The organism is Shewanella sp. SR1 (genome assembly GCF_020447145.1).
Lineage (GTDB): Bacteria > Pseudomonadota > Gammaproteobacteria > Enterobacterales > Shewanellaceae > Shewanella > Shewanella baltica.
Genome location: NZ_JAJAEF010000024.1, coordinates 19,037 through 44,645 on the forward strand (window position 1 = coordinate 19,037; position 25,609 = coordinate 44,645).

General features: G+C 46.0%; 24 protein-coding genes. 11 read left to right on the plus strand and 13 right to left on the minus strand.

Features of this window, described 5'->3' with window-relative positions:
- Positions 1–64: 64 nt before the first annotated feature.
- From tdh to KV201_RS18090, 3 genes are all read right to left on the minus strand, one after another.
- Positions 65–1,090 (minus strand): L-threonine 3-dehydrogenase, encoded by a 1,026-nt coding sequence (tdh, locus tag KV201_RS18080; protein ID WP_006079369.1) that lies wholly within the window; start codon positions 1,088–1,090, stop codon positions 65–67.
- An 11-nt stretch (positions 1,091–1,101) separates the two neighbouring features.
- Positions 1,102–2,295 (minus strand): glycine C-acetyltransferase, encoded by a 1,194-nt coding sequence (locus KV201_RS18085; RefSeq protein WP_006079371.1) that lies wholly within the window; start codon positions 2,293–2,295, stop codon positions 1,102–1,104.
- Between the two features lie 287 nt (positions 2,296–2,582).
- Positions 2,583–3,230 carry a TetR/AcrR family transcriptional regulator gene (locus KV201_RS18090; protein WP_011845372.1) on the minus strand — a complete coding sequence of 216 codons (648 nt, stop codon included), beginning with the start codon at positions 3,228–3,230 and terminating at the stop codon, positions 2,583–2,585.
- A gap of 142 nt (positions 3,231–3,372) precedes the next feature.
- Here KV201_RS18090 and waaA point away from each other — a divergent pair, with 142 nt between their 5' ends.
- Complete coding sequence (gene waaA / locus KV201_RS18095) at positions 3,373–4,638, plus strand: lipid IV(A) 3-deoxy-D-manno-octulosonic acid transferase (RefSeq protein WP_226060118.1); 1,266 nt, start codon at positions 3,373–3,375, stop codon at positions 4,636–4,638.
- 13 nt (positions 4,639–4,651) lie between these two features.
- Here waaA and KV201_RS18100 read toward each other — a convergent pair whose 3' ends face one another.
- Positions 4,652–5,407, minus strand: a complete 756-nt coding sequence (locus tag KV201_RS18100; RefSeq protein ID WP_226060119.1) for a 3-deoxy-D-manno-octulosonic acid kinase — start codon at positions 5,405–5,407, stop codon at positions 4,652–4,654.
- A 99-nt stretch (positions 5,408–5,506) separates the two neighbouring features.
- Here KV201_RS18100 and KV201_RS18105 point away from each other — a divergent pair, with 99 nt between their 5' ends.
- From KV201_RS18105 to KV201_RS18125, 5 genes are all read left to right on the plus strand, one after another.
- Positions 5,507–6,571, plus strand: coding sequence for a glycosyltransferase family 9 protein (locus KV201_RS18105; protein ID WP_226060120.1), 1,065 nt, complete (start codon positions 5,507–5,509; stop codon positions 6,569–6,571).
- Positions 6,572–6,658: 87 nt separating this feature from the next.
- Positions 6,659–7,672, plus strand: a complete 1,014-nt coding sequence (locus tag KV201_RS18110; RefSeq protein WP_226060121.1) for a hypothetical protein — start codon at positions 6,659–6,661, stop codon at positions 7,670–7,672.
- Positions 7,663–8,748, plus strand: a complete 1,086-nt coding sequence (locus KV201_RS18115; protein ID WP_226060122.1) for a glycosyltransferase — start codon at positions 7,663–7,665, stop codon at positions 8,746–8,748. Before KV201_RS18110 ends, KV201_RS18115 begins: the two co-directional genes overlap by 10 nt.
- 31 nt (positions 8,749–8,779) lie before the next feature.
- Positions 8,780–9,856, plus strand: a complete 1,077-nt coding sequence (locus KV201_RS18120) for a CDP-glycerol glycerophosphotransferase family protein (RefSeq protein WP_226060123.1) — start codon at positions 8,780–8,782, stop codon at positions 9,854–9,856.
- Positions 9,857–9,874: 18 nt separating this feature from the next.
- A complete protein-coding gene (locus tag KV201_RS18125; RefSeq protein WP_226060124.1) occupies positions 9,875–10,900 on the plus strand; it encodes a glycosyltransferase family 9 protein in 1,026 nt (341 codons plus the stop codon).
- 66 nt (positions 10,901–10,966) lie between these two features.
- Here KV201_RS18125 and KV201_RS18130 read toward each other — a convergent pair whose 3' ends face one another.
- Positions 10,967–12,037 carry a glycosyltransferase gene (locus KV201_RS18130; RefSeq protein ID WP_226060125.1) on the minus strand — a complete coding sequence of 357 codons (1,071 nt, stop codon included), beginning with the start codon at positions 12,035–12,037 and terminating at the stop codon, positions 10,967–10,969.
- A gap of 287 nt (positions 12,038–12,324) precedes the next feature.
- Here KV201_RS18130 and coaD point away from each other — a divergent pair, with 287 nt between their 5' ends.
- Both coaD and KV201_RS18140 read left to right on the plus strand, forming a co-directional pair.
- Positions 12,325–12,810: a pantetheine-phosphate adenylyltransferase gene (gene coaD, locus KV201_RS18135; protein WP_226060126.1), complete on the plus strand. Its 486-nt coding sequence runs from the start codon at positions 12,325–12,327 to the stop codon at positions 12,808–12,810.
- A gap of 89 nt (positions 12,811–12,899) precedes the next feature.
- Complete coding sequence (locus tag KV201_RS18140) at positions 12,900–14,387, plus strand: capsule assembly Wzi family protein (RefSeq protein WP_226060127.1); 1,488 nt, start codon at positions 12,900–12,902, stop codon at positions 14,385–14,387.
- Between the two features lie 65 nt (positions 14,388–14,452).
- Here KV201_RS18140 and KV201_RS18145 read toward each other — a convergent pair whose 3' ends face one another.
- Positions 14,453–15,460, minus strand: coding sequence for an NAD-dependent epimerase (locus KV201_RS18145; RefSeq protein ID WP_226060128.1), 1,008 nt, complete (start codon positions 15,458–15,460; stop codon positions 14,453–14,455).
- A gap of 32 nt (positions 15,461–15,492) precedes the next feature.
- Positions 15,493–16,656 (minus strand): nucleotide sugar dehydrogenase, encoded by a 1,164-nt coding sequence (locus KV201_RS18150; RefSeq protein ID WP_226060129.1) that lies wholly within the window; start codon positions 16,654–16,656, stop codon positions 15,493–15,495.
- A gap of 233 nt (positions 16,657–16,889) precedes the next feature.
- Here KV201_RS18150 and KV201_RS18155 point away from each other — a divergent pair, with 233 nt between their 5' ends.
- Genes KV201_RS18155 through KV201_RS18165 form a run of 3 tightly spaced genes read left to right on the plus strand, consistent with a single transcriptional unit; the run spans position 16,890 to position 20,022 of the window.
- Positions 16,890–17,621 carry a glycosyltransferase family 2 protein gene (locus tag KV201_RS18155; RefSeq protein WP_226060130.1) on the plus strand — a complete coding sequence of 244 codons (732 nt, stop codon included), beginning with the start codon at positions 16,890–16,892 and terminating at the stop codon, positions 17,619–17,621.
- Position 17,622: 1 nt separating this feature from the next.
- On the plus strand, positions 17,623–18,288 hold the full coding sequence (locus tag KV201_RS18160) for a TVP38/TMEM64 family protein (RefSeq protein WP_226060147.1): 666 nt from the start codon (positions 17,623–17,625) through the stop codon (positions 18,286–18,288).
- A gap of 9 nt (positions 18,289–18,297) precedes the next feature.
- Positions 18,298–20,022, plus strand: a complete 1,725-nt coding sequence (locus tag KV201_RS18165) for a glycosyltransferase family 39 protein (RefSeq protein ID WP_226060131.1) — start codon at positions 18,298–18,300, stop codon at positions 20,020–20,022.
- A 59-nt stretch (positions 20,023–20,081) separates the two neighbouring features.
- On the opposite strand, the gene mutM is transcribed toward KV201_RS18165, so the two are convergent.
- From mutM to KV201_RS18195, 6 genes are all read right to left on the minus strand, one after another.
- The gene (mutM, locus tag KV201_RS18170; RefSeq protein ID WP_011845381.1) at positions 20,082–20,897 is read right to left on the minus strand and encodes a bifunctional DNA-formamidopyrimidine glycosylase/DNA-(apurinic or apyrimidinic site) lyase; all 816 of its coding nucleotides are present in this window, start codon (positions 20,895–20,897) and stop codon (positions 20,082–20,084) included.
- A 34-nt stretch (positions 20,898–20,931) separates the two neighbouring features.
- Positions 20,932–21,387 carry a hypothetical protein gene (locus KV201_RS18175; protein WP_006079392.1) on the minus strand — a complete coding sequence of 152 codons (456 nt, stop codon included), beginning with the start codon at positions 21,385–21,387 and terminating at the stop codon, positions 20,932–20,934.
- Between the two features lie 90 nt (positions 21,388–21,477).
- The gene (gene moaA / locus KV201_RS18180; protein ID WP_226060132.1) at positions 21,478–22,461 is read right to left on the minus strand and encodes a GTP 3',8-cyclase MoaA; all 984 of its coding nucleotides are present in this window, start codon (positions 22,459–22,461) and stop codon (positions 21,478–21,480) included.
- A 16-nt stretch (positions 22,462–22,477) separates the two neighbouring features.
- Positions 22,478–24,289, minus strand: a complete 1,812-nt coding sequence (locus KV201_RS18185; RefSeq protein WP_226060133.1) for a bifunctional molybdopterin-guanine dinucleotide biosynthesis adaptor protein MobB/molybdopterin molybdotransferase MoeA — start codon at positions 24,287–24,289, stop codon at positions 22,478–22,480.
- 33 nt (positions 24,290–24,322) lie between these two features.
- Positions 24,323–24,913: a molybdenum cofactor guanylyltransferase MobA gene (gene mobA / locus KV201_RS18190; protein WP_071940244.1), complete on the minus strand. Its 591-nt coding sequence runs from the start codon at positions 24,911–24,913 to the stop codon at positions 24,323–24,325.
- A complete protein-coding gene (locus KV201_RS18195; protein WP_012588941.1) occupies positions 24,897–25,607 on the minus strand; it encodes an ATP-binding cassette domain-containing protein in 711 nt (236 codons plus the stop codon). The genes mobA and KV201_RS18195 overlap by 17 nt, the downstream gene beginning before the upstream one ends.
- Positions 25,608–25,609: the final 2 nt, after the last annotated feature.

The following is a 25,609-nucleotide window of genomic DNA, read 5'->3' on the forward strand; positions in this document are numbered from 1 at the left end:
TGGGATAAGTGTGCAACAAGGGGCTGCGAGTGTACAGCCCCTATCGAGGTTATGCTTTGCAGGATTAATCCCAGCTGAGGATCACTTTACCCGATTGGCCCGAGCCCATAGCGTCGAAACCTTGTTGGAAATCATCAATCTTGAAGTGGTGAGTGATGATAGGCGAAATATCTAAGCCCGATTGGATAAGGCTCGCCATCTTGTACCAAGTTTCGAACATTTCGCGGCCGTAGATGCCTTTAATGACCAAACCTTTGAAGATCACTTTGCTCCAATCAATCGCCATTTCGCCACCAGGAATACCCAGCATAGCGACTTTGCCGCCGTGGTTCATGGTATCTAACATGGCGTGGAAGGCTGATGGTACGCCAGACATTTCTAAACCGACGTCGAAACCTTCGGTCATGCCCAGTTCTTTCATCACGTCTTTCAGGCTTTCTTTAGACACATTTACAGCGCGAGTAGCACCCATTTTGCGGGCCAGCTCTAAGCGGTATTCGTTAACGTCGGTGATCACTACATGGCGCGCACCTACGTGACGACATACTGCCGCAGCCATAATGCCGATGGGACCAGCACCTGTGATCAACACGTCCTCACCGACTAAATCGAAGGATAATGCTGTGTGCACAGCGTTACCAAACGGGTCGAAGATTGACGCTAAATCATCGCTGATGTCATCAGGGATTTTAAAGGCGTTAAAGGCGGGAATCACTAAGTATTCCGCGAATGAACCTTCACGGTTTACACCGACACCTGAAGTGTTACGGCATAAATGGGTGCGGCCCGCGCGGCAGTTACGGCAGTGGCCGCAGGTAATATGACCTTCGCCAGATACGCGGTCGCCAATCTTAAAACCACGCACTTCTTGGCCGATATCAACCACTTCGCCTACATATTCATGACCAACAACCATAGGGACGGGAATGGTTTTTTGTGACCACTCGTCCCAGTTGTAGATGTGCATGTCGGTGCCACAAATCGCCGTTTTTTTAATTTTGATTAGCAGATCGTTGTGGCCCATTACTGGCTTAGGCGCATCGACTAACCAAATACCTTTTTCAGCTTTTAACTTGCTTAGTGCTTTCATTGTCTTGAGTCCTAAATAATGCCCATTTCTTTGGCAATACGGGTAAAGGCGGTGATCGCTTTGTCGAGTTGCTCACGGGTATGTGCCGCTGACATTTGCGTACGGATACGGGCTTGTCCCTTAGGAACCACAGGGAATGAGAAGCCAATAACATAAATATGTTCTGCTAATAAGCGGTTAGCAAAGTCGCCCGCCAGTTTCGCATCGCCAATCATCACAGGGATAATCGCGTGGTCTGCGCCGCCTAAGGTAAAGCCAGCTGCTGACATTTGCTCACGGAAATAACGGCTGTTTTCCCATACGGCTTCGCGCAGGGCTTGGCCTGATTTGAGCATTTCTAACACATGGATAGACGCAGTTACGATTGACGGTGCTAATGAGTTAGAGAAAAGGTAAGGACGTGAACGCTGGCGTAACCAGTCGATGACTTCTTTTTTACCCGAAGTGAAACCGCCCGATGCGCCGCCTAAGGCTTTGCCTAAGGTGCCTGTGATGATGTCGACTCTGTCCATCACATTGCAATATTCGTGGGTGCCACGACCATTTGCGCCAATAAAGCCTACCGCGTGAGAGTCATCGACCATCACTAGTGCGCCGTATTTATCGGCTAAATCACATACGCCTTGCAGATTAGCAATCACGCCGTCCATGGAGAATACGCCGTCGGTGGCGATCAAGATGTTACGGGCGCCTGCTTCTTTAGCGGCGATCAGCTGAGTTTCTAAATCGGCCATGTCGTTGTTGGCATAACGGAAACGCTTGGCTTTACATAAACGTACACCGTCGATGATAGAAGCATGGTTTAACGCGTCGGAAATAATCGCGTCTTCTGCATCTAACAGGGTTTCGAACAGGCCGGCGTTTGCATCAAAACATGAAGAGTAAAGAATGGTGTCTTCAGTGCCGAGGAATTCGCTTAGGCTAGCTTCTAGCTTTTTATGGATATCTTGGGTGCCGCAAATAAAGCGCACCGACGCCATACCAAAGCCGTGGCTGTCTAAGCCCTGTTGGGCGGCTTTGATTAGCTCTGGGTGATTCGCCAAGCCTAAGTAATTATTCGCGCAAAAGTTAATAACTTCTTGCTGATTAACTTGAATGGCAGTCTGTTGCGGTGAGGCAATAACACGCTCGCTTTTATATAAGCCTTCGGCTTTGATGTCTGCAAGCTGTTGATTAATCTGTGCGTAGAATGAGGTAGAGGCCACCTGATATCTCCTTAGTTAACTTTATTCTGATTTTGGGAGTGGCGGCATTCTAACTCTAAACCTAATCGGCCTACAGCCTTTTTTTCATGCAGGTTCGCAAGATAAACTAGTTTAGGGCTAAAGTGGTTTTTACATTATAAAAACTAATGTGCAACATAAGTTTGCCACTGTTTGGCTGAGTCTTCTTTTAAGGAATGTAGAGCGAAAAACGGGCTCGCACTCAGTACTATAATTGCTTTGAGTCTAGTACCGAATGCGAGTTCCCAACATAGGTGTTTGGGATGATGCTAGAGGGATTCTTGATTCGCTAACGCGTGATAATGCTGCTCTAGGCGAGTAAACGTTGCGACGGATGTCGGGGTTGCATAGGCTTTGAAAATCATCAGTACCCTCAACACACCTTCATAGAGCGTCGCTTTAGTGATGGTCGACGTGCTGGATTGCGTGAGTTGGTAACCAATCCAAAAGCTGACGATCATCTTGATGGTATCCGCCAGTGGCGTGATTTTGTCGCTCTCTAAGTGTAAAAAGCCATCTTGCTTAAGTTTATGCAGCACGTGGCTCGAACGCGTTAAAACTTGTTGCTGTGCATGCAAATAACGTTTTTTTAGCTCTTCATCGCGAGCGAGAATATCCGCAAGGTTGGCGTACATAAAGCGGAATTGCCACAGGGTATAGAACATCGCATCGAAGTAGCCGATTAACAGTTCTACATCCACTTGCTTATCTTCATAGGGTTGGAAACCCGATTCGAGATGATTCTCATATAAGCTGAAAATACAGCGGATAATGTCTTCTTTATTGCGAAAATGGTAATAAAGATTCCCGGGACTCATATTTAAGTGAGCGGCAATGTGATTGGTGGTGATGTTTCTTTCGCCATGCTCGTTGAACAGTTCAAGACTGGCATAGATTATTTTGTCGCGGGTTTTCATAAGTTATCCAAATTGCTAGTGAACGCCACATCATAGATAGAGTTAACCAACGACCGCCATACTGCTGGTAAATTATCCCTAATTTGGTGCATATGCTAACATTGCCGCCATTCAACAGGCAAAACTCATAAGCACGTTTTTAATGAATCGTTTTCTCTATTCCACGATCTTATATTTATTATCCCCTTTGCTAATCGTCTATTTAGCATTTCGTGCTATTAAAAGCCCTGATTACCGCGGTCGTTGGGGGGAGCGTTTTGGATTAACCCGACTAAAATCGACGGATTTACTGATCCATTCTGTGTCTATGGGGGAAACGCTCGCGGCAATCCCCTTGATCCGTTTGATTATGCAATCACACCCTGAGCTAAGCATTACGGTTACCACAACCAGTCCAACGGGATCTGCCGAAGTGCGCAAAGCCTTTGGTGACTCAGTGCAGCATTGTTATTTGCCCTTTGACTTACCTTGGTGTGTGCGGCGTTTCTTGCGCCAAGTCTCGCCCAAGTGGTGCGTGATTATGGAAACTGAGCTGTGGCCTAACTTAGTTGCTGTTGCTGCCAAACGCGGTGTGCGTTTGATGTTAGCGAATGCCCGCCTGTCGGCCAAGTCGGCGGCGCAATATGCTAAGCATCCAACACTCAATCGACCTATGTTGCAACGACTCGATGTTATTGCGGTGCAAACTCAAGTGGAAGCGCAGCGTTTTATTGAACTCGGTGTATCGCCAGACAGAGTGACAGTATGCGGTAGTTTGAAGTTTGATCTCAGTATTACGCCCGAGCGTTTAGCTAATGCCAAGCAGTTGCGTCAGGCTTGGGGGCGTGAAACATCGCCGATTTGGGTTGCAGGCAGTGTGCATCCTGGAGAATTTGACGCCATGCTCACCGCCCATAGGCAATTATTGGCTCAGTGGCCCGATGCCTTGATGATTATTGCACCGCGTCATCCTGAGCAGTTTTCTGCCGTTGCTGAGGTTGTTGCCAGCCAAGGTTTTGAATCTGTTCGTCGCAGCGGTAATTTTCCCGTGACGGCTACGACACAAGTGCTGGTGGGCGATACCATGGGTGAACTTCTGACCTTTTATGGCGCGGCGGATCAAGCTTTTGTCGGTGGTACGCTGATCGCTAATGGTGGTCATAATCCCTTGGAGCCAGTCGCTATGGGCATGCCTGTTATGGTGGGGCCGAACCATTGGGACTTTGCCCAAATTACGCAGATGTTGGCGGACGCTGGTGGGCTAAGGATTGTCGCTTCGGCGGATGAACTGGCGGCTAATTTGATTGCCTATTTTGCGAAACCTGAATTGCGCCAGCAGGCGGCAAACGCTGGATTAGCAGTGGTTGAGGCAAATCGCGGAGCCTTGCAACGACAATTTGCTTTAGTGCAATCTTTAATAAAGGCTTAATTCGAAAGGATAATCAGGCGCTTTGCATCGCCGCTTGGTAGCCCATCATCAGTGATGACCAGTTATCGGCGGTGAAGGCAAGACTTGGTAGCTTGCCTTGTTCTTTATTGAAAGAGCGTAACAGTCTGTCTAGATTCGATTGCTGCCATTGCGGGCTCGGTGTTTTTAACTCACCGCGGTCGAAATCGATAAGATAAAAGCGCTCTGGCGTTATGGGTGCAGTTTGCGCAGGCTGGAACAGAATATTTTTGGCATTGAGATCGGCGTGGTATACACCGCGCAGGTGGAATTGGGCGATAGTTGCTCCCAACGCCTGCCATTGCTCAGTGCTTATTATCCCTTTGCTGAGTTTAGCGACTAAATCTTCGGCGCCTTCGACCCGTTCGATAATGATATCGGCGCGGTAAAATAATCCATCGCGTACTATGTTGGCGGCAATCGGCTTAGGTACAGCAAAATCCTCGTGATACAAAATGTTTAATAAGCGTAACTCGCCCATAGCGCGGGTATTTTCGAGGCCAGTATAAACGTAAGCATCTTTGCTGAATTTCTCCATTAAGCCGCCACGCCAATAATGCCGCAATACCCAATGGCTGTGTTCAAATGCCACAAACCAAGTGGTGTAGCGGCCTTTGGATGAGCCGACGACAGCATCTTTAGCGCGCCAAAAATCCACCGCAAACCAAGCCGGAGCGATATCTGTTGGTGTATCTTGGCAAAGCGCTATGTGACCTTGGGCGGTTTTTATGATCTGTATCTGAGCATTCATGGGAGATTTGTTGACTTAAGCGTGGCACCTAGGGCCATTCTACATTAAGATCCTTAGCTTGCGCCAAATAACCTTAAGAGCTAATTAGCTTCAATCCCAATGAGTTTAAATCCCAATACCATGAATTCCCTTTGTTTGCTTCGCTTATCCGCAATCGGTGACGTCTGTCATGCCGTGGCTATGGTGCAGGCGATTCAGTGGCAATACCCCGAGCTCAAAATCACATGGGTGATCGGTAAACTCGAATATCAATTGTTGAAGCATTTACCCGGCATTGAGTTTGTTATTTTTGATAAATCTCAAGGATGGCGTAGCTATTTTAATTTACGTAAGGCATTAAAAGGCCGACGTTTTGACGTGCTGCTGCATATGCAGGTTGCGCTACGTGCAACTTTGGCTTCATTAGCCATCTCGGCAAAAGTACGCATAGGTTTCGATCGTGCTCGCGCTAAAGAAGGCCAGTGGCTAGTGACGAATCGTAGGGTTGAGCCCTTGGCCAAGCCCCATGTGTTCGAAGGATTTATGGGCTTCGCTAAGGCGATTGGCGTCAAGGATCTCACTCCCCAATGGCATATCCCTGTACCCATTGCGGATACTGAATTTGCTCAGACACAGATTAAAGACAATGAAAAAGTCTTTATCATTTGCGCCGCTGCCAGTAAGGCTGAACGTAACTGGTTGCCAGAGCGTTATGCCGCCGTCGCGAGCCATGCTATTGCGAAAGGATTTAGAGTCATGCTGTGCGGTGGCCCAACTCAACTTGAGAAGGATTTAGCAGAGCAAATTTTGCAGGCATGTCCATCTAAAATCGATAATTTAGTGGGCAAAACCAGTCTGGCTCAACTATTAGCCCTGCTAAAACGCGCTAGTTTAGTGTTAGCGCCTGATACAGGCCCAGCGCATATGGCGGTGACCCAAGGCACGCCAGTCATTGGCTTATATGCCCATTCAAATCCTGGGCGCACGGGTCCTTATCTATCGCAGCAATATGTGGCGAGCGTCTATGATGAGGCGATAGCATCCCAACATAGTGGCGAAGTTAAGTGGGGCACTCGCGCTAAAGGTGAACATTTGATGGCTTTGATCAGTGTTGAAGCCGTGATTGAGAAGTTTGAGTTAGTGGTGAATGATGGTCATGTATCAGACGGCATTTGCGGGTATTAAAGGGTATTTATGACAGTCCAAACGTCCACTAAATTTTTATTTATTCCCGTATCATCGGCCGAAGGCATTGGCGAATATATGCGTTCAATGATCATCGCCGATGAGGTGAAACGACTGTGGCCAAGTGCAGAGATCAAATTTATTTTGAGTCAACAGGCGCCCTATGCGGCTCAATGCCCTTATCCGGCAGTGCTACTTGAAGATACGCCGACTAAACAAGTCAAAGCTGTGAATCAAGTCATGTCTGATTACCTGCCCGATATTGTGCTATTCGATGCTTCTGGGCGTAAATCACAGTTAGCGCATGCCCATAAACTCGGCGCTAAGGTAATCTTTCTCAGTCAGCATAAGCGTAAGCGTAGTCGTGGAATGAAAATTGGCCGTGCTTTAGTCACGGATTGTCATTGGGTTGTGCAACCAGAATTTGTGATTGGCCCTATTAGTTGGTTAGATCGATTGAAGCTGAAACTCATTAATAAACCTGCGCCTTTAAATATCGGCCCCGTCTTTACTCAACCTGATGCAAGCACCCAATCGGCGTTATTAGCGCAATACCAGCTAACACACAATGAGTTTGTACTATTTAATGCGGGCTCTGGCGGGCATAAGGTAAATGGTGAGTTAGCTGCCGATATTTTTGCTAAGGCTGCTCATGATTGTTTTGTTGAATGTGGCATTGCGAGTGTCATGGTGTTTGGGCCGAATTATCCTAACTCATTGCCTAATTTAGCTGGCATTATTTTGATCTCGCAACTTGATAATCAACAGTTTATAAATCTTCTCGCAGCTTCTAAGGCTGCTGTATTGGGGGGGGGAGATACACTTTTACAAGCGATTGCGCTGCACAAAGCAATATTAGCGGTGCCCATTTCAAAAGATCAGTCCAATAGGATTGCTGCTTGCAAATTAAAACAGTTAGTTATGGCATGTACGGCTGAATCGAGCGAAATACAAGATGCGGTTAAAGTGCTAATAAAAAAAGTAGAAAACAATGATGGATATGAATTGCAATGTAAGGCCAGTGATTTAAATGGCTTAAATGTCGCAATTCGTGAGATTTATAATGTATATGATCGTTTAGGAGATAAATCATGCGGATAGCCATTGCCATCGACAGTTTAGCGGGTGGCGGAGCCGAAAAGGTCATGATTACCTTAGCCAAGCAATTTATTCGCTTAGGGCATGAGCCGCATTTTTTAGTCATGGAAGATAATCGCTATTATGAAACCCCTGAGGACTTACCCGTTCATCAATGTTTTGCCCCTAAGGATAAAGATTTCGACCATTTTGGGCGATTGAATGCTTCTGTTCACAAGCTCAGCGCAAAAATCGCTGAAATTGAATCTAAAGTGGGCAAGTTCGATTTGTTTTTATCTAACTTAGATAAAACCAATTTGATGATGACCAAAACAGGCGTTTCACCGCTTTATGTCATAGTCCATTCTTCAGTGGAAGAAGAGTTGAGCCGCCAATTTAAATTGGGGCCGTTCGCGTACTTTAAAAAGCTCAGAGCCAAAAAAGCGCTCAATGGCCAGCATTTGATTACCGTCTCAAATGGCATAGCAAATGAGATCAAAGATAAAGGTCGTTTGCATCCAGCATCGATGCAGACTATCTATAATCCATTTGAGTTTAATGAAATCACATCTCAATCACAGCAAGACAATCCGCAAATTCCTCAGGGTGATTATCTTATTCATGTCGGTCGCTTTGCTAAGCAAAAACGCCATGATGTGCTGTTTGAAGCCCTCAAGCTCACGCAAAATCAGCTTCCCGTGGTGCTCTTGTGCCACAACCACAAGAAAGCGATGAAAGCGGCGAAAAAGTTCGGTATTGAAAAGCGATTAATTATTCCCGGTTTCCAAAGCAATCCTTTTCCTTGGATTAAGCAGGCTAAGGCATTAGTGCTTAGCTCCGATTTTGAAGGCCTGCCGACAGTTTTGATTGAATCTTTAGCGTGTGGGACGCCTGTAGTGAGTACTGATTGTCCCCATGGTCCTAGTGAGATTTTAACTGGGAATTTAGTGCCGTATCTTGTACCGCGTCGCGATCCCGCGGCGTTGGCAAAAATGATAGATGAGGTTGTCAGCCTGCCGCCATCCCTCGAGCTGGTGGATATTTTGGCCAAAGTGGATGCCACCTTAATTGCTGAACAATATTTAGCGTTGGCAAAATAATTTAATTGTTTGTGTTGTTGGGGAGATGCTTGTGGAAGTAATTAAACAAGCTAAAAGACGTTACTTATTTTACATCGCGCAAAACTATTCCTATGCGATGTTAAGGCCACTTCAACAAGTCATTTGGGCGAGAGGCGATGAGGTTTGCTGGTTTTTAGAGGGAAATGAAGTCGACGCTAAGTTTCTAAAGACTGACGAGTCGCGTTTGTTGAGCATCGATGCCGTTAAGGCGTGGAAACCCGATGCGGTATTTGTTCCTGGGAACGTTGTCCCTCGTTTTATTCCTGGGGTTAAAGTCGGAGTATTTCATGGCTTTAATGCGGGTAAAATGAACCATAAGGGCCGCGAAGATCACTTCGAAATCCGTGATTGTTTTGACTTGTATTGTACCCAAGGCCCAGCGACAACTTTGCCTTTCCTTAAGCTCGAGAAAAAGTTTGGTACTTTTACAGTGGCTGAAACGGGTTGGCCTGCACTCGATCCCTTATTTCTTGAGAATAAAGATAATCCCTATATCAAAGCGGATGACCCAAGACCGGTGGTACTTTTTTGCTCGACATTTTCTCCTAGTTTGACCTGCGCACCTGTGGTATTTGAGCAGATCAAAATCCTGTCGCAAAAAGGTCAATGGCGCTGGTTAGTACAATTTCATCCTAAGATGAACCCTAAGATTGTTGAGCAGTACAGGGCTTTAGAAAACGAGAATTTACAGTTTGTTGAAACCGATAATGTGATCCCTTTGCTGCAGGCGGGTGATGTAATGTTGTGTGACACCTCATCGATTCTGCTGATGTTTTTAATGCAGCGAAAACCAGTGGTGACCTTTAAAAATCAGTCACCTAAAGATCATTTAATCGATATCAGTCAGGTTGAGGATATTGAATCTGCATTAACGCGAGCACTGAGTCGTCCAGATGATTTGATGGCGAATATCCATGATTATTGTAATCAAATTCACCCTACGGGGGATGGCCAATCTAGCCAGCGAGTTTTAGCCGCAACAGATGCTTTGATTGATAAAGGCACCGATTGGCTTAAGCCTAAACCATTAAACTTGCTGCGCCATTTTAAGATGCGTCGCAAGCTAGGTTATTGGAAGTTGTTTTAGTTTTTATTGGAAATTTTAATGAACATTAAAGAGTTTTTTTCGAATTTTTTCACCAAATATACTGGTGAACTTACTAGTATTAACGAGATTAAATTTAATCCAAATGTAATTCTGAATGCGAATCTACAAATTGGTGACTACATTTCAATCTCGCCAATTATTGATGCAGTTATTCAAAAGTGGTCTGATTCAAAAATTTATGTTATATGTTCCGGTGTAGATTATGATGTAGTAAAGTGTGACCCTAGAGTAATTGCTATTAAATATCCACCAAAAAAACATTCTTGGAAGTATTATCGTCATTCTAAAAAAATAGCTAAAGACATTGGTGATGTTGATTTATTGATAGAGCCTTGCAAGTTAAATCGTAGCTATAGGTCAATGATCGGCTTCTTATTTAAACCTAAACTAACAATTGGTTTGTATTGGGATAAATATTCTTGTATCTCAAAACCAATATTAGCTAGTGATATTTTTAGGTTTCATTCGATATCCAAGCCTAAAATGTTTAGCTTAATGATGAACTCATATGGCTTTATTTCTATTGAGGATAACTATAAGTTATTTGAAAATGAAGAGTCAAAATCTAAGATGTCTAAATACTTGGAAGATAATGAAATTTCTAATTATCTAGTAATAAATCCTTTTGCCTCAACCTATAAGCGAACATTGTCATTAGAGTCAGTAAGAATAATTTTGTCATTTTTAGAAGAGAAGTTTAGTCATATATTAATATTGATACCTCCTTATATTAAAAATATAGAAGAGTGGAGGGCACTTGGAGGAAATATTAATTTCCCACCTATAGATAATTTCATGGACTCAGTGTCTTTAGTCAGAAATGCTTCAGTAGTACTTTCTGTCGATACTTCAATTGTTCATGTATCAAGTGCTTTCGATAAACCAATAGTTGCATTGTTTAGGGGGCAAGATATAAAAACTTCTAACTGGTTACCAAGGTCAACATTTCATTCTGTTTTAGAAATCGATATGGCTGGTGAGGAAATCGCAAGCCAACTAATTAGTCTGAGGAATAAATTCTAAGTAAAATTTATCTTTAAGTGCATGCCACAGGGAAAAGATTCATGTGGCATGCATCGTTTGTCATATTTATTCCGCTAAGTTCAAATATTGCTGAGCAATATATTCACTATCTACGGCTTTAAGAATCGCAAGGTCTTCAAGTGATGGGGGCGATGCTAGGCACTCTAGTGCCTTCTGTGCCAGCAGTGCTGGTTGACGAACTGGGACTAAGTATTTGGCTAAGTGCCCTGTAAGGATTTCATTTGGGCCGTGCGGGCAATCTGTGCTGACAACGGGCGTGCCGCAGGCTAATGATTCAATGACCACAGTGGGTAAGCCTTCAAAGTCGGAGCTCAGCAGCATCAATTCTGCGTTAGCAATCCAAGCATAGGGATTATGTTGAAAACCAGGTGTGATAATTCGGTGCTCTACGCCGTATTTTTTGGCTAATTTACGCGCCTTATTTGGCCGGTTACAGAGAAGAACTAGCTTAGGTGCTGTCGGCATATCCCTCAATGCTTTGAAGAGAATGTCATGGCGTTTTTGACGAGTCACTCTACCCACATGGATCATGTAAGGTTCGTTGGGAATTTCGGCAATGACTTCTTGAGTCTTATTTTTTATTTCGTCTAGGCGAAAAGGGTTGTAGATGGTTTGCACGCTCTGAGGTTTTAACCACGACGTGGCTCTTAGCTCGTCGGCAATACCATTTGAAACTGTGATGATTTTTTTGCCGATCAGAGCTTTGGCTTTTTTCCATCTGCGCCAGAAGTGCACTGGACCGCGTTTTAACTCCATCAATAATTCTTGCTTTAAGGCGCAATGACAGAAGTAGTAGCAAGGATCGAAATGACAGCCGGAAACAACAACGTCGCAGTCGGTTGAATTGCTTAAAAAGAGTGAAAATTTCCCCGTTTTTTCTGCTTCGTTCACTTTCGTTATGAGTTGTTGTCTTTGCTCCTGAAGCGAAGGTTTTTGGCCCGCTTCAAACAGATAATGAATGGTTACATTTTGTGGCGGCATAAAATCGCCTTCCTTGTGAAACACAAACAAATGCACATCTTGACCAGCTTCCTGTAACACTTCTGCCTGCGATAAGGCTATTTTTACCGTGCCGTTGGAGAAAAAATTATGGCAAAAAATCGCGATTTTCTTCATATAAGTGCTCTTCTACGTGTCTTTAAGCGTCGCGGTTGCAACCTAGCTTTGGCTCAGCGTAATAGCGTTGAATGGGTGAGCGACATCGTATTTGGTCGGTTTCAATTAAGTGAAACATTATATCAGTTTGCGCCTTTATAGGGGCTTACTCACTTGGATTCTTGCCTATTTCGATGCTTTTTGTGGCTATTTAAAGCCGATTTTGCTTCGATTATTCACTCGCTTGGCTAAAACGAGTAGACTGACGAGCAATGATTTTTGGTATCCATGTGAGTTGAGTCAGTAAAGTGCATACAAGAGCGATTTATCCAGGAACGTTTGATCCTATCACCAATGGTCATGCCGATTTAATCGAGCGTGCCGCTAAGTTATTCAAACATGTGATCATTGGCATTGCTGCTAATCCTTCTAAGCAGCCAAGATTCACCTTAGAAGAGCGGGTTGAACTAGTAAATCGTGTCACAGCTCATTTGGATAATGTTGAAGTGGTTGGATTTTCGGGTTTACTGGTGGATTTTGCCAAGGAGCAAAAGGCCAGTGTGCTGGTGCGTGGCTTGCGTGCGGTATCTGACTTTGAATATGAATTCCAGCTAGCGAATATGAATCGCCGATTGAGCCCAGATCTAGAAAGCGTGTTTTTAACGCCCGCTGAGGAAAACTCATTTATCTCTTCAACCTTAGTAAAGGAAGTCGCTTTGCATGGTGGCGATGTGAGTCAATTTGTTCACTCAGAAGTGGCTATGGCTCTTGCGGCTAAGCTCGTAAAAAACTAGATTTTGCCCACGGATCAATGGTTTTTACGTGGGGGTTTTGTGTTAACTTTGAGGCATTGTGGCCTCGCGATGATACTTAAAAGGATGTTATGAAGGCTTTTTTAATTCCCACTCTTGCCTCTGGGCTACTATTTTCTTCAATACTTACTGCCGCACCTTGGGTCGATGCCTCTGATATTTATCTTAGAACTGATATTCAAGCACTTGCCGATGCGGGTGTGATTACTGTGCCTGTGAATACCTATCCTTTAATGTGGGCAGGGATTGGAGCTGATCTTGCGAAGGTCGAGCCAGAAAAGCTGAGCCCTGGCTTAGTTCAGTCTTTCGCAAGGGTTAATTTCAATTACAGTCGTGCCATTGGAAATCGTGACAATACTAGTATAAAAGTAACTGCTGCTACTGATGCTGCTCGCTTTCAGCATTTTGGTTCCGACTATCGCGAGCAAGGTGAATTAAATGTTTCCCATGAATACGTTGGAGAACGTTTTGCTTTTAAAGCTTCTGGAAGCGCAAATTATGATGCAACTGAAGACCAATTTCGCTTAGACGACTCTTATGTATCAATGATTATTGATAACTGGATTATCACGGCAGGGACTCTTGAGCAGTGGTGGGGACCTGGGTTTGACTCTTCGTTGCATAAGTCGAATAACGCGAGGCCAATGCCTTCAGTGATGCTAAGTCGTAATAATGCGGCGGCCTTTGAAACGCCTTGGTTGTCTTGGATCGGCCCTTGGAGCTTAACCGCCGGTTTTAGTTTATTTGAAAAAAATAGAGCTGTTGCTAATGCCGCATTATGGAATTTTAGATCGAGTATTAGGCCAATAAAATCGGTTGAAATGGGCGTTTCTTGGACAACACAGTTTTGTGGTGAAGGGCAGGATTGCGGTGTTAAAAGCTTTTTCAAAGCGATAACCGGTGGCACTGAGTGTGCAGATGGAAGTACAACATGCGATCCTGCGCTTAATACTAAAATTGGTAATCAAATGGCTGGGTTTGATATTCGCTATGCGGATACTTGGTTTAAGATTCCAGTAGGGCTCTATCTTGAACGAACCTGTGAGGATTCTAGCGGCTCTAACCCATGGGACCTAGCAGATTGTGCGTACTTATTTGGCGCTGATACGCGTTTTGAATTTACTGATCAACAGTATAAATTATTTTTTGAATATACAGATACTATGGTTGCATGTGGTCTAGACCCAAATGTATTCGATTGTTTTTATGAACATTCAACTTACTTAAGTGGTTCTCGATATAATAATCGAGCACTTGGTTCGACTTATGATAGTGACGCTAAAGTGTATGTTGTCGGTCTTATCGGCCAATTTAACAACAGCCGTGGTTTTACTTCTTTATTGCGTTACGCCCAGCTGAATAATGATGGCTCCAATGTGGCAAATATTTGGGCGCCGCAACCGCCGAAGGAAGATTTATTGATGCTTGAGCTTTCCTACCGTATGCCTGTGTGGAAAGGTATGTGGAGCTTGGGTGGAACGGTATCAAGATCGGAATTTGATGTTCAAGAAAATGATACTAATGCCACGCTCTTTAGCAGTTTTGAGTATCGCTTCTAACATTCATTGATAAAGCAAAGGCCTGCATTCTTGCAGGCCTTTTTGTTTGGCTTTTGGGCGCTAACTTATTTGTTATAGAACTGGCGATACCAGTCCACAAATTGCGTGACGCCAGTGTTGATATCCACCAGTGGCTTATAGCCAACGGCATCAAATAGGTCACTTGTGTCGGCCCATGTCGAATGCACATCGCCCGGCTGCATCGGTAGCAGGTTCTTGTTCGCTTTAATGCCTAAGGCATCTTCTAGCGCTGTAATAAAGTCGAGTAACTGCACTGGGCTACCATTGCCAATATTAAAGACGCGATATGGTGCGCTGCTGGTGGCCGGCGTGCCAGCTTCTACTGTCCAGTCCGTATTTGGGCGAGGTGGTTTGGCTTGTACCCGAATGATTCCCTCAACAATATCATCAATATAGGTAAAGTCTCGACTGAGGTCGCCATGGTTATACACATCGATCACTTCACCTGCTAGTATGGCTTTGGTGAATTTAAATAAAGCCATATCGGGACGGCCCCAAGGGCCGTAGACGGTAAAAAAGCGCAGACCTGTCGTCGGTAATTGATATAAATGTGAGTAAGTGTGCGACATCAACTCATTGGCTTTCTTCGTGGCGGCATAGAGTGAAATGGGATGATCTATGCTGTCTTCAGTGGAGAAGGGCATTTTCTGATTTAACCCATATACAGACGAAGATGAGGCATACACGAGATGCTCAATTTTATGGTGGCGACACCCTTCTAAAATAGTGAGATGGCCAACTAAATTACTGTCGGCATAGGCTAACGGATTGTCGAGCGAGTAACGCACACCTGCTTGAGCCGCAAGATGGATAACACGTTGGAATGCATGCCGTGCAAAAAGCGCAGCAATACCTTCTCTGTCTGCGAGATCGAGTTTAATAAAATGGAAATTATCTAAAGTTTGTAAAAGGTCTAAACGTGCCAATTTGAGATTGACGTCGTAATAGTCATTGAGGTTATCAATGCCGATAACTTCATGGCCAAGCGAGCAAAGGCGTTCACTGACTTTGGCGCCGATAAAACCCGCGGAGCCTGTGACTAAGTATTTCATTTAGAACCTTTATTATTGGATTAGAAAGTATATTAATCGTGGTGAAATAGATCTCGGGTATAGACTTTATCCGCAACATCATTGAGTTCATCAACCATACGGTTGGAGACGATCACATCGCACATTGACTTAAATTCAGTTAAGTCTCTAACCACGCGAGATTTGAAAAAATAATCTTCCTTAAGCACAGGCTCAAACACGACGACTTCAATGCCCTTCGCTTTAATGCGCTTCATCACACCTTGCACTGCAGAGGCGCGGAAATTGTCTGAATCGGCTTTCATGATCAAACGATAAATTCCTACACATTTTGGCTGCTTACGGATAATTGCGTCGGCGATAAAGTCTTTGCGTGTGGTGTTTGAGTCGACAATGGCACTGATTAAATTGTTTGGTACGTCATTGTAGTTCGCCAGTAATTGCTTAGTGTCTTTCGGAAGACAGTATCCGCCATAGCCAAAAGAGGGATTGTTGTAATAATCACCAATACGCGGATCGAGGCTAACCCCCTCAATAATCTGGCGAGTATTTAATCCTCGACTCTCTGCATAGGTATCGAGCTCGTTAAAGTAGGCTACCCGCATGGCGAGAAATGTATTAGCAAATAACTTAATCGCTTCGGCTTCGGTGCTATCGGTCAGCAAAATAGGAATATCTTGCTTGATTGCCGCCTTAGCTAAAAGGTCAGCAAAGACTTGGGCACGCGCCGAGCGTTCACCGACGACAATCCGTGAGGGATGAAGGTTGTCATACAAGGCTTTCCCTTCGCGTAAAAACTCTGGAGAAAAGAGTATGTTGTCGCTCTTAAACTTGTGCCTTAATGCAGCGGTATAGCCGACGGGTACAGTCGATTTGATGATAATAGTCGTATCAGGATTAACAGCGAGTACATCACGAATGACGCTTTCAACCGAATGGGTATTAAAATAATTAGTCTGAGGATCGTAGTCTGTTGGAGTCGCAATAATCACAAAGTCAGCCGATTGAAAGGCCACATTTTCCATTGTTGCAGTTAAATTCAGCGGTTTGTTTTGCAGATAGTCTTCGATTAATTCATCGACCACAGTGGATTTACGCTTGTTAACTTGCTTGACACGTTCAGGAACTAAATCAATTGCAGTGACTTGGTTTTGCTGCGCCAATAAGACGGCATTTGATAGGCCCACATAGCCCATCCCCACAACAACAATATCCATAGATTATTTTAAGGTTATGCGTTCTGCTTAATAAACTAACACTTATTTTATCGATAAATATGTCCATACTATGAAATCCACAGTTCCAAATTAAGTGCTGTTTCTTTATTGTTTGGCCAGTTTATAATTCTGAATTAGTGTTTTTTTGCCAATCATCCCTATTTTTCCAGATTTTAATTTTGCAATAATTATGTGGTACCGTATTTTTTGTCATAAAGTTGTGGAGCGTTGAATTGATCTCTATTGTGATCCCCGCTAAAGATGAGGTGGGCAATATTGGCCCCCTGATCGAAGAGATATGCCAAGCCCTCCAAGGTTTGACTGAGTTTGAAATCCTTGTCGTCGATGATGGCAGCCAAGATGATACCTTTGGTGAAGTGATGCGCACCGCAGCTGAACAGCAATGTGATGCTAAAGCGATTCGCCATGAGCGTAGCACTGGGCAAAGTACCGCGATATCTACCGGCGTTTTGCACGCGCGCGGCAAATATATAGTGACCTTAGATGCCGATGGTCAAAATGATCCCGCCGATATTCCTGCCATGTTTGCCCAGTTGCCTCAGATCCAAGCCGAGCACTTCTGTATTGCGGGCTACCGTAAAAATCGTAAAGACACGGCCTGGAAGCGATTCCAGTCTCGCTTTGCGAATAAGGTTCGCGATGCGCTTCTGCACGATGGCGTGCCTGATACGGGCTGCGGCCTTAAGTTAATTCCCCGTGAAACCTTCCTTCGCTTGCCGTATTTCGACCATATGCACAGGTATATTCCTGCTTTAGTTCGGCGTATGGGCGGTGAGATTTTTATTTCGGTGGTGAATCATAGGGATCGTCAAGTGGGTATCTCTAAGTACACAGCTTGGAATCGCGTCTGGGTTGGTGTCGTCGATATTGTGGGGGTGATCTGGCTAGGTCGTAGAGCTAAAGTTGCCAAGGTTGCACGCAGTGAATCGAACTGGCGCGACTAAGATGAAGCGACTCTATAAGGCGATATTTATCGTCTGTATTTTGTTGGTGTTGATGCTTGCCGCCCAACAGGGATTATTCGAGCACGTTACCGATAGCAACTGGGTCGCGCATTTTATTGCTGATAAAGGCAGGTTTGCATTTTTAGTGTTGTTAGCTATTGGAGCCTTGTTTACCGCTGTGGGTGGTCCAAGACAAGTCATCGCCTTTGTTTTTGGTTTTGCTTTGGGTGGCATCTATGGTGGGCTGTTTTCGACCCTAGCTGCCTTACTGGGCTGTGTACTGGCCTTTTATGTGGCGAGATTAACTATCCGCAGCAGTTTACAGCGCCGCTTTGGCCCTAGGTTGCAAAAGTTTGAAGCTCTTATCAGCGACAAAACCTGGTTGAAAGTGCTGATGATACGCTTACTGCCCGTCGGCAGTAATTTACTCACCAATCTGTTTGCTGGTGCAACTCATGTTCCTGCGCGTGGCTTTATGCTGGGCAGCGTATTAGGCTATTTACCGCAGATGTTGATTTTTAGCTTTGCGGGCGCGGGTATAGGTTTATCGGATCATCATCAGCTAGGGATTAGTATCGGATTATTTATCCTATCAAGTTTGATTGGCGCGTATTTGTACCGATCTAGCCTGCGTAAACAGGTCGATGAATTGGAAATCGAAGCATAAGGATTCAGGATGGAAGCTCTTAGTCGCCGTTTCAATAGTCAGGATTACTACCAAGTACTCTGGCCTTTGCTCTTGATAAGCTTGTTGATTTTGCTGGTTGGAGTGGGTTTTCGATCCCCTTGGCCTGCAGATGAGCCGCGGTTTGTGGAAGTCGCACGGGAAATGGTGTCTTCGGGGCAATGGTTATTTCCTACCCGTGGCGGCGAGTACTACCCTGATAAACCGCCGGTATTCATGTGGGCTATCGCGCTATTTTACCAGCTGACGGGTTCCCTTAAGCTCGCTTTCCTCCTCCCTAACGCCTTGTGCGGCCTGCTGGCTGTGTTCCTGGTTTACGATCTTGGCTCCAGATTGTGGAATGTACGTGTTGGCCGCAATGCCGCGCTGTTACTGTTAATTGTGCCGCAGTTTTTAATGCAGGCTAAAAATGCCCAGATCGATGCCATGGTGATGTGTTGGATCACTGTGGGATGCTACGGCTTGATCCGCCACTTTATGCTCGGTCCCCATTGGCGTTGGTATTTTGTTGGCTGGGCATTTATGGGGCTAGGGGTGATTACTAAGGGCGTCGGCTTTTTGCCTTTATTAATGCTGATCCCTATTGGTATTTATGCCGTTAAAGACAAAAGCCGTTTTCAAGGTCGTTTAACTTGGTTATGTCTTGCTGGGCCTTTGGTTATGCTTGCCGTGATTGCCTGCTGGTTGGTGCCCATGGTGCTGACAGTGCAAGCCCATGGCACGCCCGAACTTGTTGCTTATCAAAACAACATCTTGTTTAAGCAAACCGGTGAGCGTTATGTCAACGCTTGGCATCATATTAAGCCTTGGTATTTCTTTGTCTTAAGTGTCATTCCTTGGATGTGGTTCCCTATTTCGCTGCTGGTGGTTGCTTACTGGAAACAATGGGTGCAGAAGGTGAAGGCCGATCCTACTATTGCAATTCTGTTGATTTGGGTGGCACTTGTGGTGCTGTTTTTCAGTATCAGTCCGGGTAAGCGTAATGTGTATATTCTGCCGGCTTTGCCTATGTTGGCGCTGGCGGCCTCAGCGGTGTTAACGGGTGTTGCGCCTAAAGTGTGGTTTGAAAAACTCGTCAGCGGATTACTGTGGTTTTTAGGTGGAGTGGTCTTGCTGGCGGGTGTGCTTGCGCTTATTCATCATCCAGCATTAGTCAAAGCCCTTGCCGACTATACCGATGATTTAACGGGTATTGGCTACCTATTTATCCTGCTTGGTCTGCTCTGGTTCCTGCTGCTTTGGCTCGCCCGTAAACAGTTTGCTCTCGTTAAGATGGGGATTATCTCTGCCTTAGGCTGGGTGCTGATCAGTACTTGGGGGTATTCTATGCTCGATGAAATGCGCACTCCTAGAAGCTTGATGCTGCATACGGCGGAGGTGATTGGCGAGGACGCTGAGCTAGGCCTAGTGAACTTTAAAGAGCAGTTTATTTTGTTCTCTCCCATGAGTGTGACGCACTTTAGTTATCTTGCTTCGGTTGAGGAACAAGAGCGTAATGCATGGCAATGGATGCAGGAAAATAAACAACGTTATTTATTAGTGCCGAGCGGGGCTGAGCTGAGTTGTTTCGATATTAAAGGCGGCAAGAGCATGGGAATGGCCCATCGTGATGAGTGGATTTTGTTATCGACCACTGAGCTTAAACCGCAGTGCGAAAAGCCCAAACGCGAATATCGTTACTTTACTGAACATCCGGGGCGCTGGTTAAAAGAGTAACCAAAATAAAGAATAAAATGCCTGCAATTGCAGGCATTTTTACGCGTTAATGAAGATGTTTAGCGTGTCTGGCAAATGCCACAGAATACTGTGGTGCGTTGACCTAAACGGATTTCACTTAATAAGTTACCGCAGCTGGTGCAGGTTTCACCGCCGCGACCGTAGACATGCAGTTTTTGGGCGAAGTAGCCCGGCTTGCCATCGGCATTGGTAAAGTCTTTCAACGTAGTGCCGCCTTGCTTAATGGCGTGGGCTAAGATTTGCTTCACTTCGGCAACTAAAACGGTCAAGCGCTCGATATCGATTTTACCTGCTTCGGCTTCTGGATGAATGCCCGCCGCAAACAGGGCTTCATTGGCGTAAATATTACCCACACCCACCACGATATGATTATCCATCAGGCAGAGTTTGATGGCCTTTTTCTTGCCCGCTAAAGCTGCCGCTAATTGTGCGACATTAAAGGCTTGAGTCAGTGGCTCTGGCCCCAGTTTGGCGAGTAATGGATGGGCTTCTTCTGGGAGTTCACACCATAGCCAAGCACCGAATCGTCTCGGATCGTTAAAACGTAAAATGCGGCCATTGGCGAGCACTAAGTCGATATGGTCATGCTTTTCCACTGGGGTATCGTGGGGCAAAATCCGTAAACTCCCCGACATGCCTAAATGCACTATGCTAGTGCCCGCATCAGTGTCGATTAACAGGTACTTAGCACGGCGACGTACTTGGCGTATGACTTGGCCGATAATTTGTTTGGCGATGTCAGGTACTGGCCAGCGCAGCGAACCATTGCGGATCACAAGATCAACCACAGTTTGCTCGACAAGGAAGGGTGCAATACCCTGACGGGTGACTTCAACTTCAGGTAATTCCGGCATGGATTCTTTCTTATCTTAAGTAAAATTGGGGACATTAAGCTGCGGGTTTCGCATCGAGGATCGGTTGCAGTTTAGCTCGTAAACTCGGAGGCACTAAATACCAATTGCCCGCGGGAGACTTTAACGCGCCTTCATTGGGGAAATAGATCCACAGCTGAGCATCGCGGATATCTGCTATCTGGATGACTAATTCTTGTGGATTATCTGTTGTTTCTGGTGCCGCCGTTAAGGGAGACACCCGTATGGTTTGCCACGCCTTTGCCCATTCATCACAGTTGAGGACTGTAGTGTCGCACTCCCATTGTGATGCTTGCTTGTGCAACCATATCCCATTGAGTTGCAGCTGTGAAAGCGGCGCATTATCGTCAAATAGCAGCTGAGCATCACTCGGAACATTATTAGTCTTGTTATCCATAAAAGTCAGCACGGCGACCATAAAGACGCAGGCGACAATAATGACGTTATTCCATTGCTTACGAGTTAAGGCCATAGAAATTTGTGACGCTAAGTATGGGGTGATGCTTCGAGTTTATCACGGCCAAATTGAGATGCTAGCCCTTAAGCGATTGAGAGGTGATGCTTAACCGCCAGTGGCGTTCATAAAGCGTAGGATTTGTACCTGATTATTGCCAAAGTCGTGTTGCTTAGGCTTGAGGTTAATGCCCGCGAGAATAGCGGCTTTAAGTCTCTCAATATCTGCGGGAAATTCCCTGACTATGCTTTTGAGATCAACAGCATGCTCATTGCCCAAACATAGCAATAATTGGCCTTCGACTGTGACGCGTACTCGATTACATTCGTGGCAGAAGTTGTGGCTGTGGGGTGAGATAAAACCGATATGGATTGGGCTGTCGGCCATAGTGTAATACCGCGCTGGGCCGCCAGTACGTTTGTTAGATAGCTGCAGCGGATAGCGACTTTCTATGATGGCTTTGACTTCATCGCTGCTGCAATGACGGGCACGTTTACGCTCATCTATTTCGCCAAGCGGCATTTCTTCGATAAAGGCGATGTCTAAACGGCGACCACGGCAGAAATCAACTAAATCAATGACTTCATTATCGTTCTGCTGTTTTAAAATTACCGCATTAATCTTGATACGTTCAAAGCCCGCCGCAATGGCGGCATCGATACCGTCGATGACTCTGTCTAACTTGCCGTTACGTGTTAACTGGGTAAACAATGTGGGGTTTAAAGTATCTAGGCTGATATTGAGGCGCTTTAATCCTGCAGCAAACATGGGCTTAGCGAACTTTGTCAGCCTTGAACCATTAGTGGTCATGGACAAATCTGTCAGCCCAGGCAGTTTGCCAAGTAGACTCACTAGCTGATCGCAATCGGTGCGAACTAAGGGCTCGCCGCCAGTCAGGCGAATTTTAGTCACACCAAGCTCGGTAAAAGCTTGGGCAATCCAAGCTAACTCTTCGAGGTGGAGTACGTGGTCCTTTGGCAGAAAACAGGGATCTTCCGTCATGCAATAGACACAGCGAAAGTCGCAGCGGTCGGTGACCGAGAGCCGTAAATATTCGACCTTACGGCCAAAGGAATCCACCATTAGACTCATAAAAACTCACTGGATCTTAAAGCAGATCCGCAAAGGGTTGAATAAACACAGTTTCACCTGCATTCACGGCTTCTGCATCATCGCCTATGATGATGAGACAATTCCCTTTGACCATTGAACTTAACATCCCGGAACCTTGGTTGCCCGTGCTACTCACGTGCAGGCGTCCATCTTTGCCAAGCTGATAAATCCCGCGAATAAATTCGGTGCGGCCTTGGCGACTTCGCAGAGTTTCATCGCTTATTGCGGGGAATAGCTGCGCTTGCCAGTTCACTTCACCCGCCAATTTTCGCAAAGCGGGCTGCACAAATTGCAGGAAAGTGACCATTACCGCCACTGGGTTGCCCGGTAATCCGAAGAATAAGCTATCACCGATTTTACCAAAGGCGAGTGGCCGACCCGGACGCATGCTAATCCGCCAAAAATCGATTTTGCCTAAGCGGGCCAGTACGGTTTTAATGTAATCTGCATCACCGACCGATACACCGCCAGAGCTAATGACGACATCGGCAAGGGTGGCGGCTTTAGCGAGCGTCGCTTCGAGTGCGGTTTCAGAATCTTCGATAATGCCTAAATCAATAACATCACAACCAAGACGTTTCGCCATCGCTTTGATGGTAAAGCGGTTTGAGTCATAGATGCAGTTAGCTTTGAGTGTTTCGCCAGGTTGGCTCACTTCATCGCCGGTGGAGAAGACGGCAACGGTTGGGCGGCGATAGACACTCAGGCGATTGAGCCCGAGTGAAGCCAGTAAACCTTGTTCGGCGGCGCTTAGGCGAGTGGCTTTGGCGAGGGCGACTTGGCCTTGGGCGATATCTTCCCCCGCGAGGCGAACGTGTTGGCCAGAAAGAATGCGCCCTTCAAAGCTAACATTGCCGTCGACTTCTTCGGCTAGTTCACGGGGCTGCACAGTATCGGCACCCACGGGCACAGTCGCGCCCGTCATGATTCGCACGGTTTCGCCGACGTTAAGCGTGCCCGAATATTGATGACCGGCAAGGACCTCACCCACCCGTTTTAAGGTAGCAGGCATGGGGTCTTGATAGACAAAGGCGTAGCCATCCATCGCCGAATTGGTTTGTTGCGGCACGTCGACGGGAGAAATACTGTCGCTGGCCAGTACGCGGTTATCTAAGGCGTCTAAGTCAATCTCTTCGACTTCTGCCACGGGTGAAACATGGGATAAAATCTGCGCTAAACCTTGGCTGACGGTGAGGTTTTTGTTGTCGCCTATGGCGCAGGCATCTACGGCTGAAATCGGGTATTGGAGTGGTGCTTCCCAGTTTTGAGCATACTCAATGACAAAGTCGGCAATCTGGCTGACATTGTTGAGATCGAGTCGGCGCAGCTCACTTGGAAGTGCATCGCTTGGCAACTGAGTGTCATCGCAACAGGCGATGGCGAGGATATTTTCATCTTGGGTGTAGATAAAAGGTTTGCCGTGGGCGGCGCGGTGCAATTCAATTTTAGGTAAAGCGAGTTTTTTAAAGCCTTCGACGAGGACGATATCGACTTTGTCGGCTTCGATTTGCTTGAGCAAATGGACTAACTCAGGATCGCCATCGCGCGCATCTTCTGTCATCAGCGCCCAGCGCACATGGGAAGCGACCAGCATTTGCCGCGCACCCGCTTTACGCATTTCGTAACTGTCTTTGCCGGGAATATCCACGTCGAAATTATGGTGCGCATGTTTGATCACGGCTAAGCGCAGACCACGTTGATTTAGTTCGGGGATCAATTGCTTGAGTAAGGTGGTTTTCCCCGTGCCACTGTAGGCACAAAATCCGAGAACGGGAATAGCGAGCGGATTGACGAAGGGGTTACTCATTTGCACCTCTAATTTGGGTTATTGGAGCCTTAGCTATTTGGTAATTTCCATGGCCAGTCGTTGTTTTTGTTCTGGCGTATTCACATTCACAAAGGCATTGGGCTGGTCGGCGAAAGACTCCACAACGAAGTGATGCTTGGCATACCAAAAGTCCACTTTACGCTCACCCGCCTCAAGAAACGCTTTCATCGAGTCACGTAAGCTGGGTTTTAACAGTAAGACGACGGGTTGTTCATATTCACCGTCACTGGCGACGGCGATCTCCGCATCTTCAGCCTTAATCGCTGCCAGCATACGCGGCACAAGGTCGGTTGGTAGCAGTGGGCAGTCGCAGGGCACCACCAATAAGTAGTCTGCATCCGTTTGGCCCATTGCGGTGATCATTCCCGCCAAGGGGCCGAGGAAACCAGTATGTTCATCGCTTATCACCTTAAAACCGAACTCAGCATAACGTGTTTGGTTGCGATTTGCGTTGATCAGGATCTCCTTAACCTGAGGTTTTATTCTGTCTATTGTGTGCTTAATCATGGCTTCGCCGTTTAATTCGACGAGACCTTTATCGTCGCCGCCCATGCGACGCGCCATGCCACCGGCGAGAATAACGGCATCAATTTGCGATGACATATAAAGACTCCTGTGCTGGCAAAGATTCTGGGTGTTGATAAGAGGTCGTCACTCGTTCGCCTTCTATGTGCCACTGCTGTTCGCAGATGGAGGTTAACGCGCAATTCTGATGACTACTCAACAACATACCTGTGCCTTCGTGTTTGAGTTGTTGGATCATTTTTAATACTAGCTCTTGGGAATCCTTGTCCATATTGGAGGTCGGTTCGTCGAGCATTAACAGTTTAGGTTGTAGGATCCAAGCGCGTGCAATGGCGAGCCGCTGTCTTTCGCCGCCAGAGAGATTACTAGCTCTGGCGTGTAGCAGCGACCCTAGCTGCGCCATCTCAATCGCTTGAGTAATACGTTGTTTCGCCTTGGCTTTTGTTTCTGAACTGAAATTCAGCCCATAGGTGAGATTATATTCCACTGTGCCGTCGAACAAATAAGGATGTTGGTGCAGATAAACGGCTTTGCCTAATAAGGGATTGCGTCGCCACCAAGCATTTTTGGCAAAACCCACAGTCTCAATTTTACCTTTAGTTGGCGCCATCAAGCCCGCAAGAATTTTCATCAAGGTCGATTTACCTGTGCCGTTGTCGCCTTGCAGATAAATCACATCCCCTTGGCAGAGCGATAATGCGTCGGCCTTGAATAACAGGCGCGCGCCGAAGGACATTTCTAAGTCACGGGCGATCAGTTTGACCTTAGTCATTG

Bases quoted from the DNA above. Each gene is read 5' to 3' on its own strand.
- tdh (WP_006079369.1), bottom strand. From the start codon at position 1,090: ATGAAAGCACTAAGCAAGTTAAAAGCTGAAAAAGGTATTTGGTTAGTC.
- KV201_RS18090 (WP_011845372.1), bottom strand. From the start codon at position 3,230: ATGAAAACCCGCGACAAAATAATCTATGCCAGTCTTGAACTGTTCAAC.
- waaA (WP_226060118.1), top strand. From the start codon at position 3,373: ATGAATCGTTTTCTCTATTCCACGATCTTATATTTATTATCCCCTTTG.
- KV201_RS18100 (WP_226060119.1), bottom strand. From the start codon at position 5,407: ATGAATGCTCAGATACAGATCATAAAAACCGCCCAAGGTCACATAGCG.
- KV201_RS18105 (WP_226060120.1), top strand. From the start codon at position 5,507: ATGAGTTTAAATCCCAATACCATGAATTCCCTTTGTTTGCTTCGCTTA.
- KV201_RS18110 (WP_226060121.1), top strand. From the start codon at position 6,659: ATGATCATCGCCGATGAGGTGAAACGACTGTGGCCAAGTGCAGAGATC.
- KV201_RS18115 (WP_226060122.1), top strand. From the start codon at position 7,663: ATGCGGATAGCCATTGCCATCGACAGTTTAGCGGGTGGCGGAGCCGAA.
- KV201_RS18125 (WP_226060124.1), top strand. From the start codon at position 9,875: ATGAACATTAAAGAGTTTTTTTCGAATTTTTTCACCAAATATACTGGT.
- KV201_RS18130 (WP_226060125.1), bottom strand. From the start codon at position 12,037: ATGAAGAAAATCGCGATTTTTTGCCATAATTTTTTCTCCAACGGCACG.
- KV201_RS18140 (WP_226060127.1), top strand. From the start codon at position 12,900: ATGAAGGCTTTTTTAATTCCCACTCTTGCCTCTGGGCTACTATTTTCT.
- KV201_RS18145 (WP_226060128.1), bottom strand. From the start codon at position 15,460: ATGAAATACTTAGTCACAGGCTCCGCGGGTTTTATCGGCGCCAAAGTC.
- KV201_RS18150 (WP_226060129.1), bottom strand. From the start codon at position 16,656: ATGGATATTGTTGTTGTGGGGATGGGCTATGTGGGCCTATCAAATGCC.
- KV201_RS18160 (WP_226060147.1), top strand. From the start codon at position 17,623: ATGAAGCGACTCTATAAGGCGATATTTATCGTCTGTATTTTGTTGGTG.
- KV201_RS18165 (WP_226060131.1), top strand. From the start codon at position 18,298: ATGGAAGCTCTTAGTCGCCGTTTCAATAGTCAGGATTACTACCAAGTA.
- mutM (WP_011845381.1), bottom strand. From the start codon at position 20,897: ATGCCGGAATTACCTGAAGTTGAAGTCACCCGTCAGGGTATTGCACCC.
- KV201_RS18175 (WP_006079392.1), bottom strand. From the start codon at position 21,387: ATGGCCTTAACTCGTAAGCAATGGAATAACGTCATTATTGTCGCCTGC.
- moaA (WP_226060132.1), bottom strand. From the start codon at position 22,461: ATGAGTCTAATGGTGGATTCCTTTGGCCGTAAGGTCGAATATTTACGG.
- KV201_RS18185 (WP_226060133.1), bottom strand. From the start codon at position 24,289: ATGAGTAACCCCTTCGTCAATCCGCTCGCTATTCCCGTTCTCGGATTT.
- mobA (WP_071940244.1), bottom strand. From the start codon at position 24,913: ATGTCATCGCAAATTGATGCCGTTATTCTCGCCGGTGGCATGGCGCGT.
- KV201_RS18195 (WP_012588941.1), bottom strand. From the start codon at position 25,607: ATGACTAAGGTCAAACTGATCGCCCGTGACTTAGAAATGTCCTTCGGC.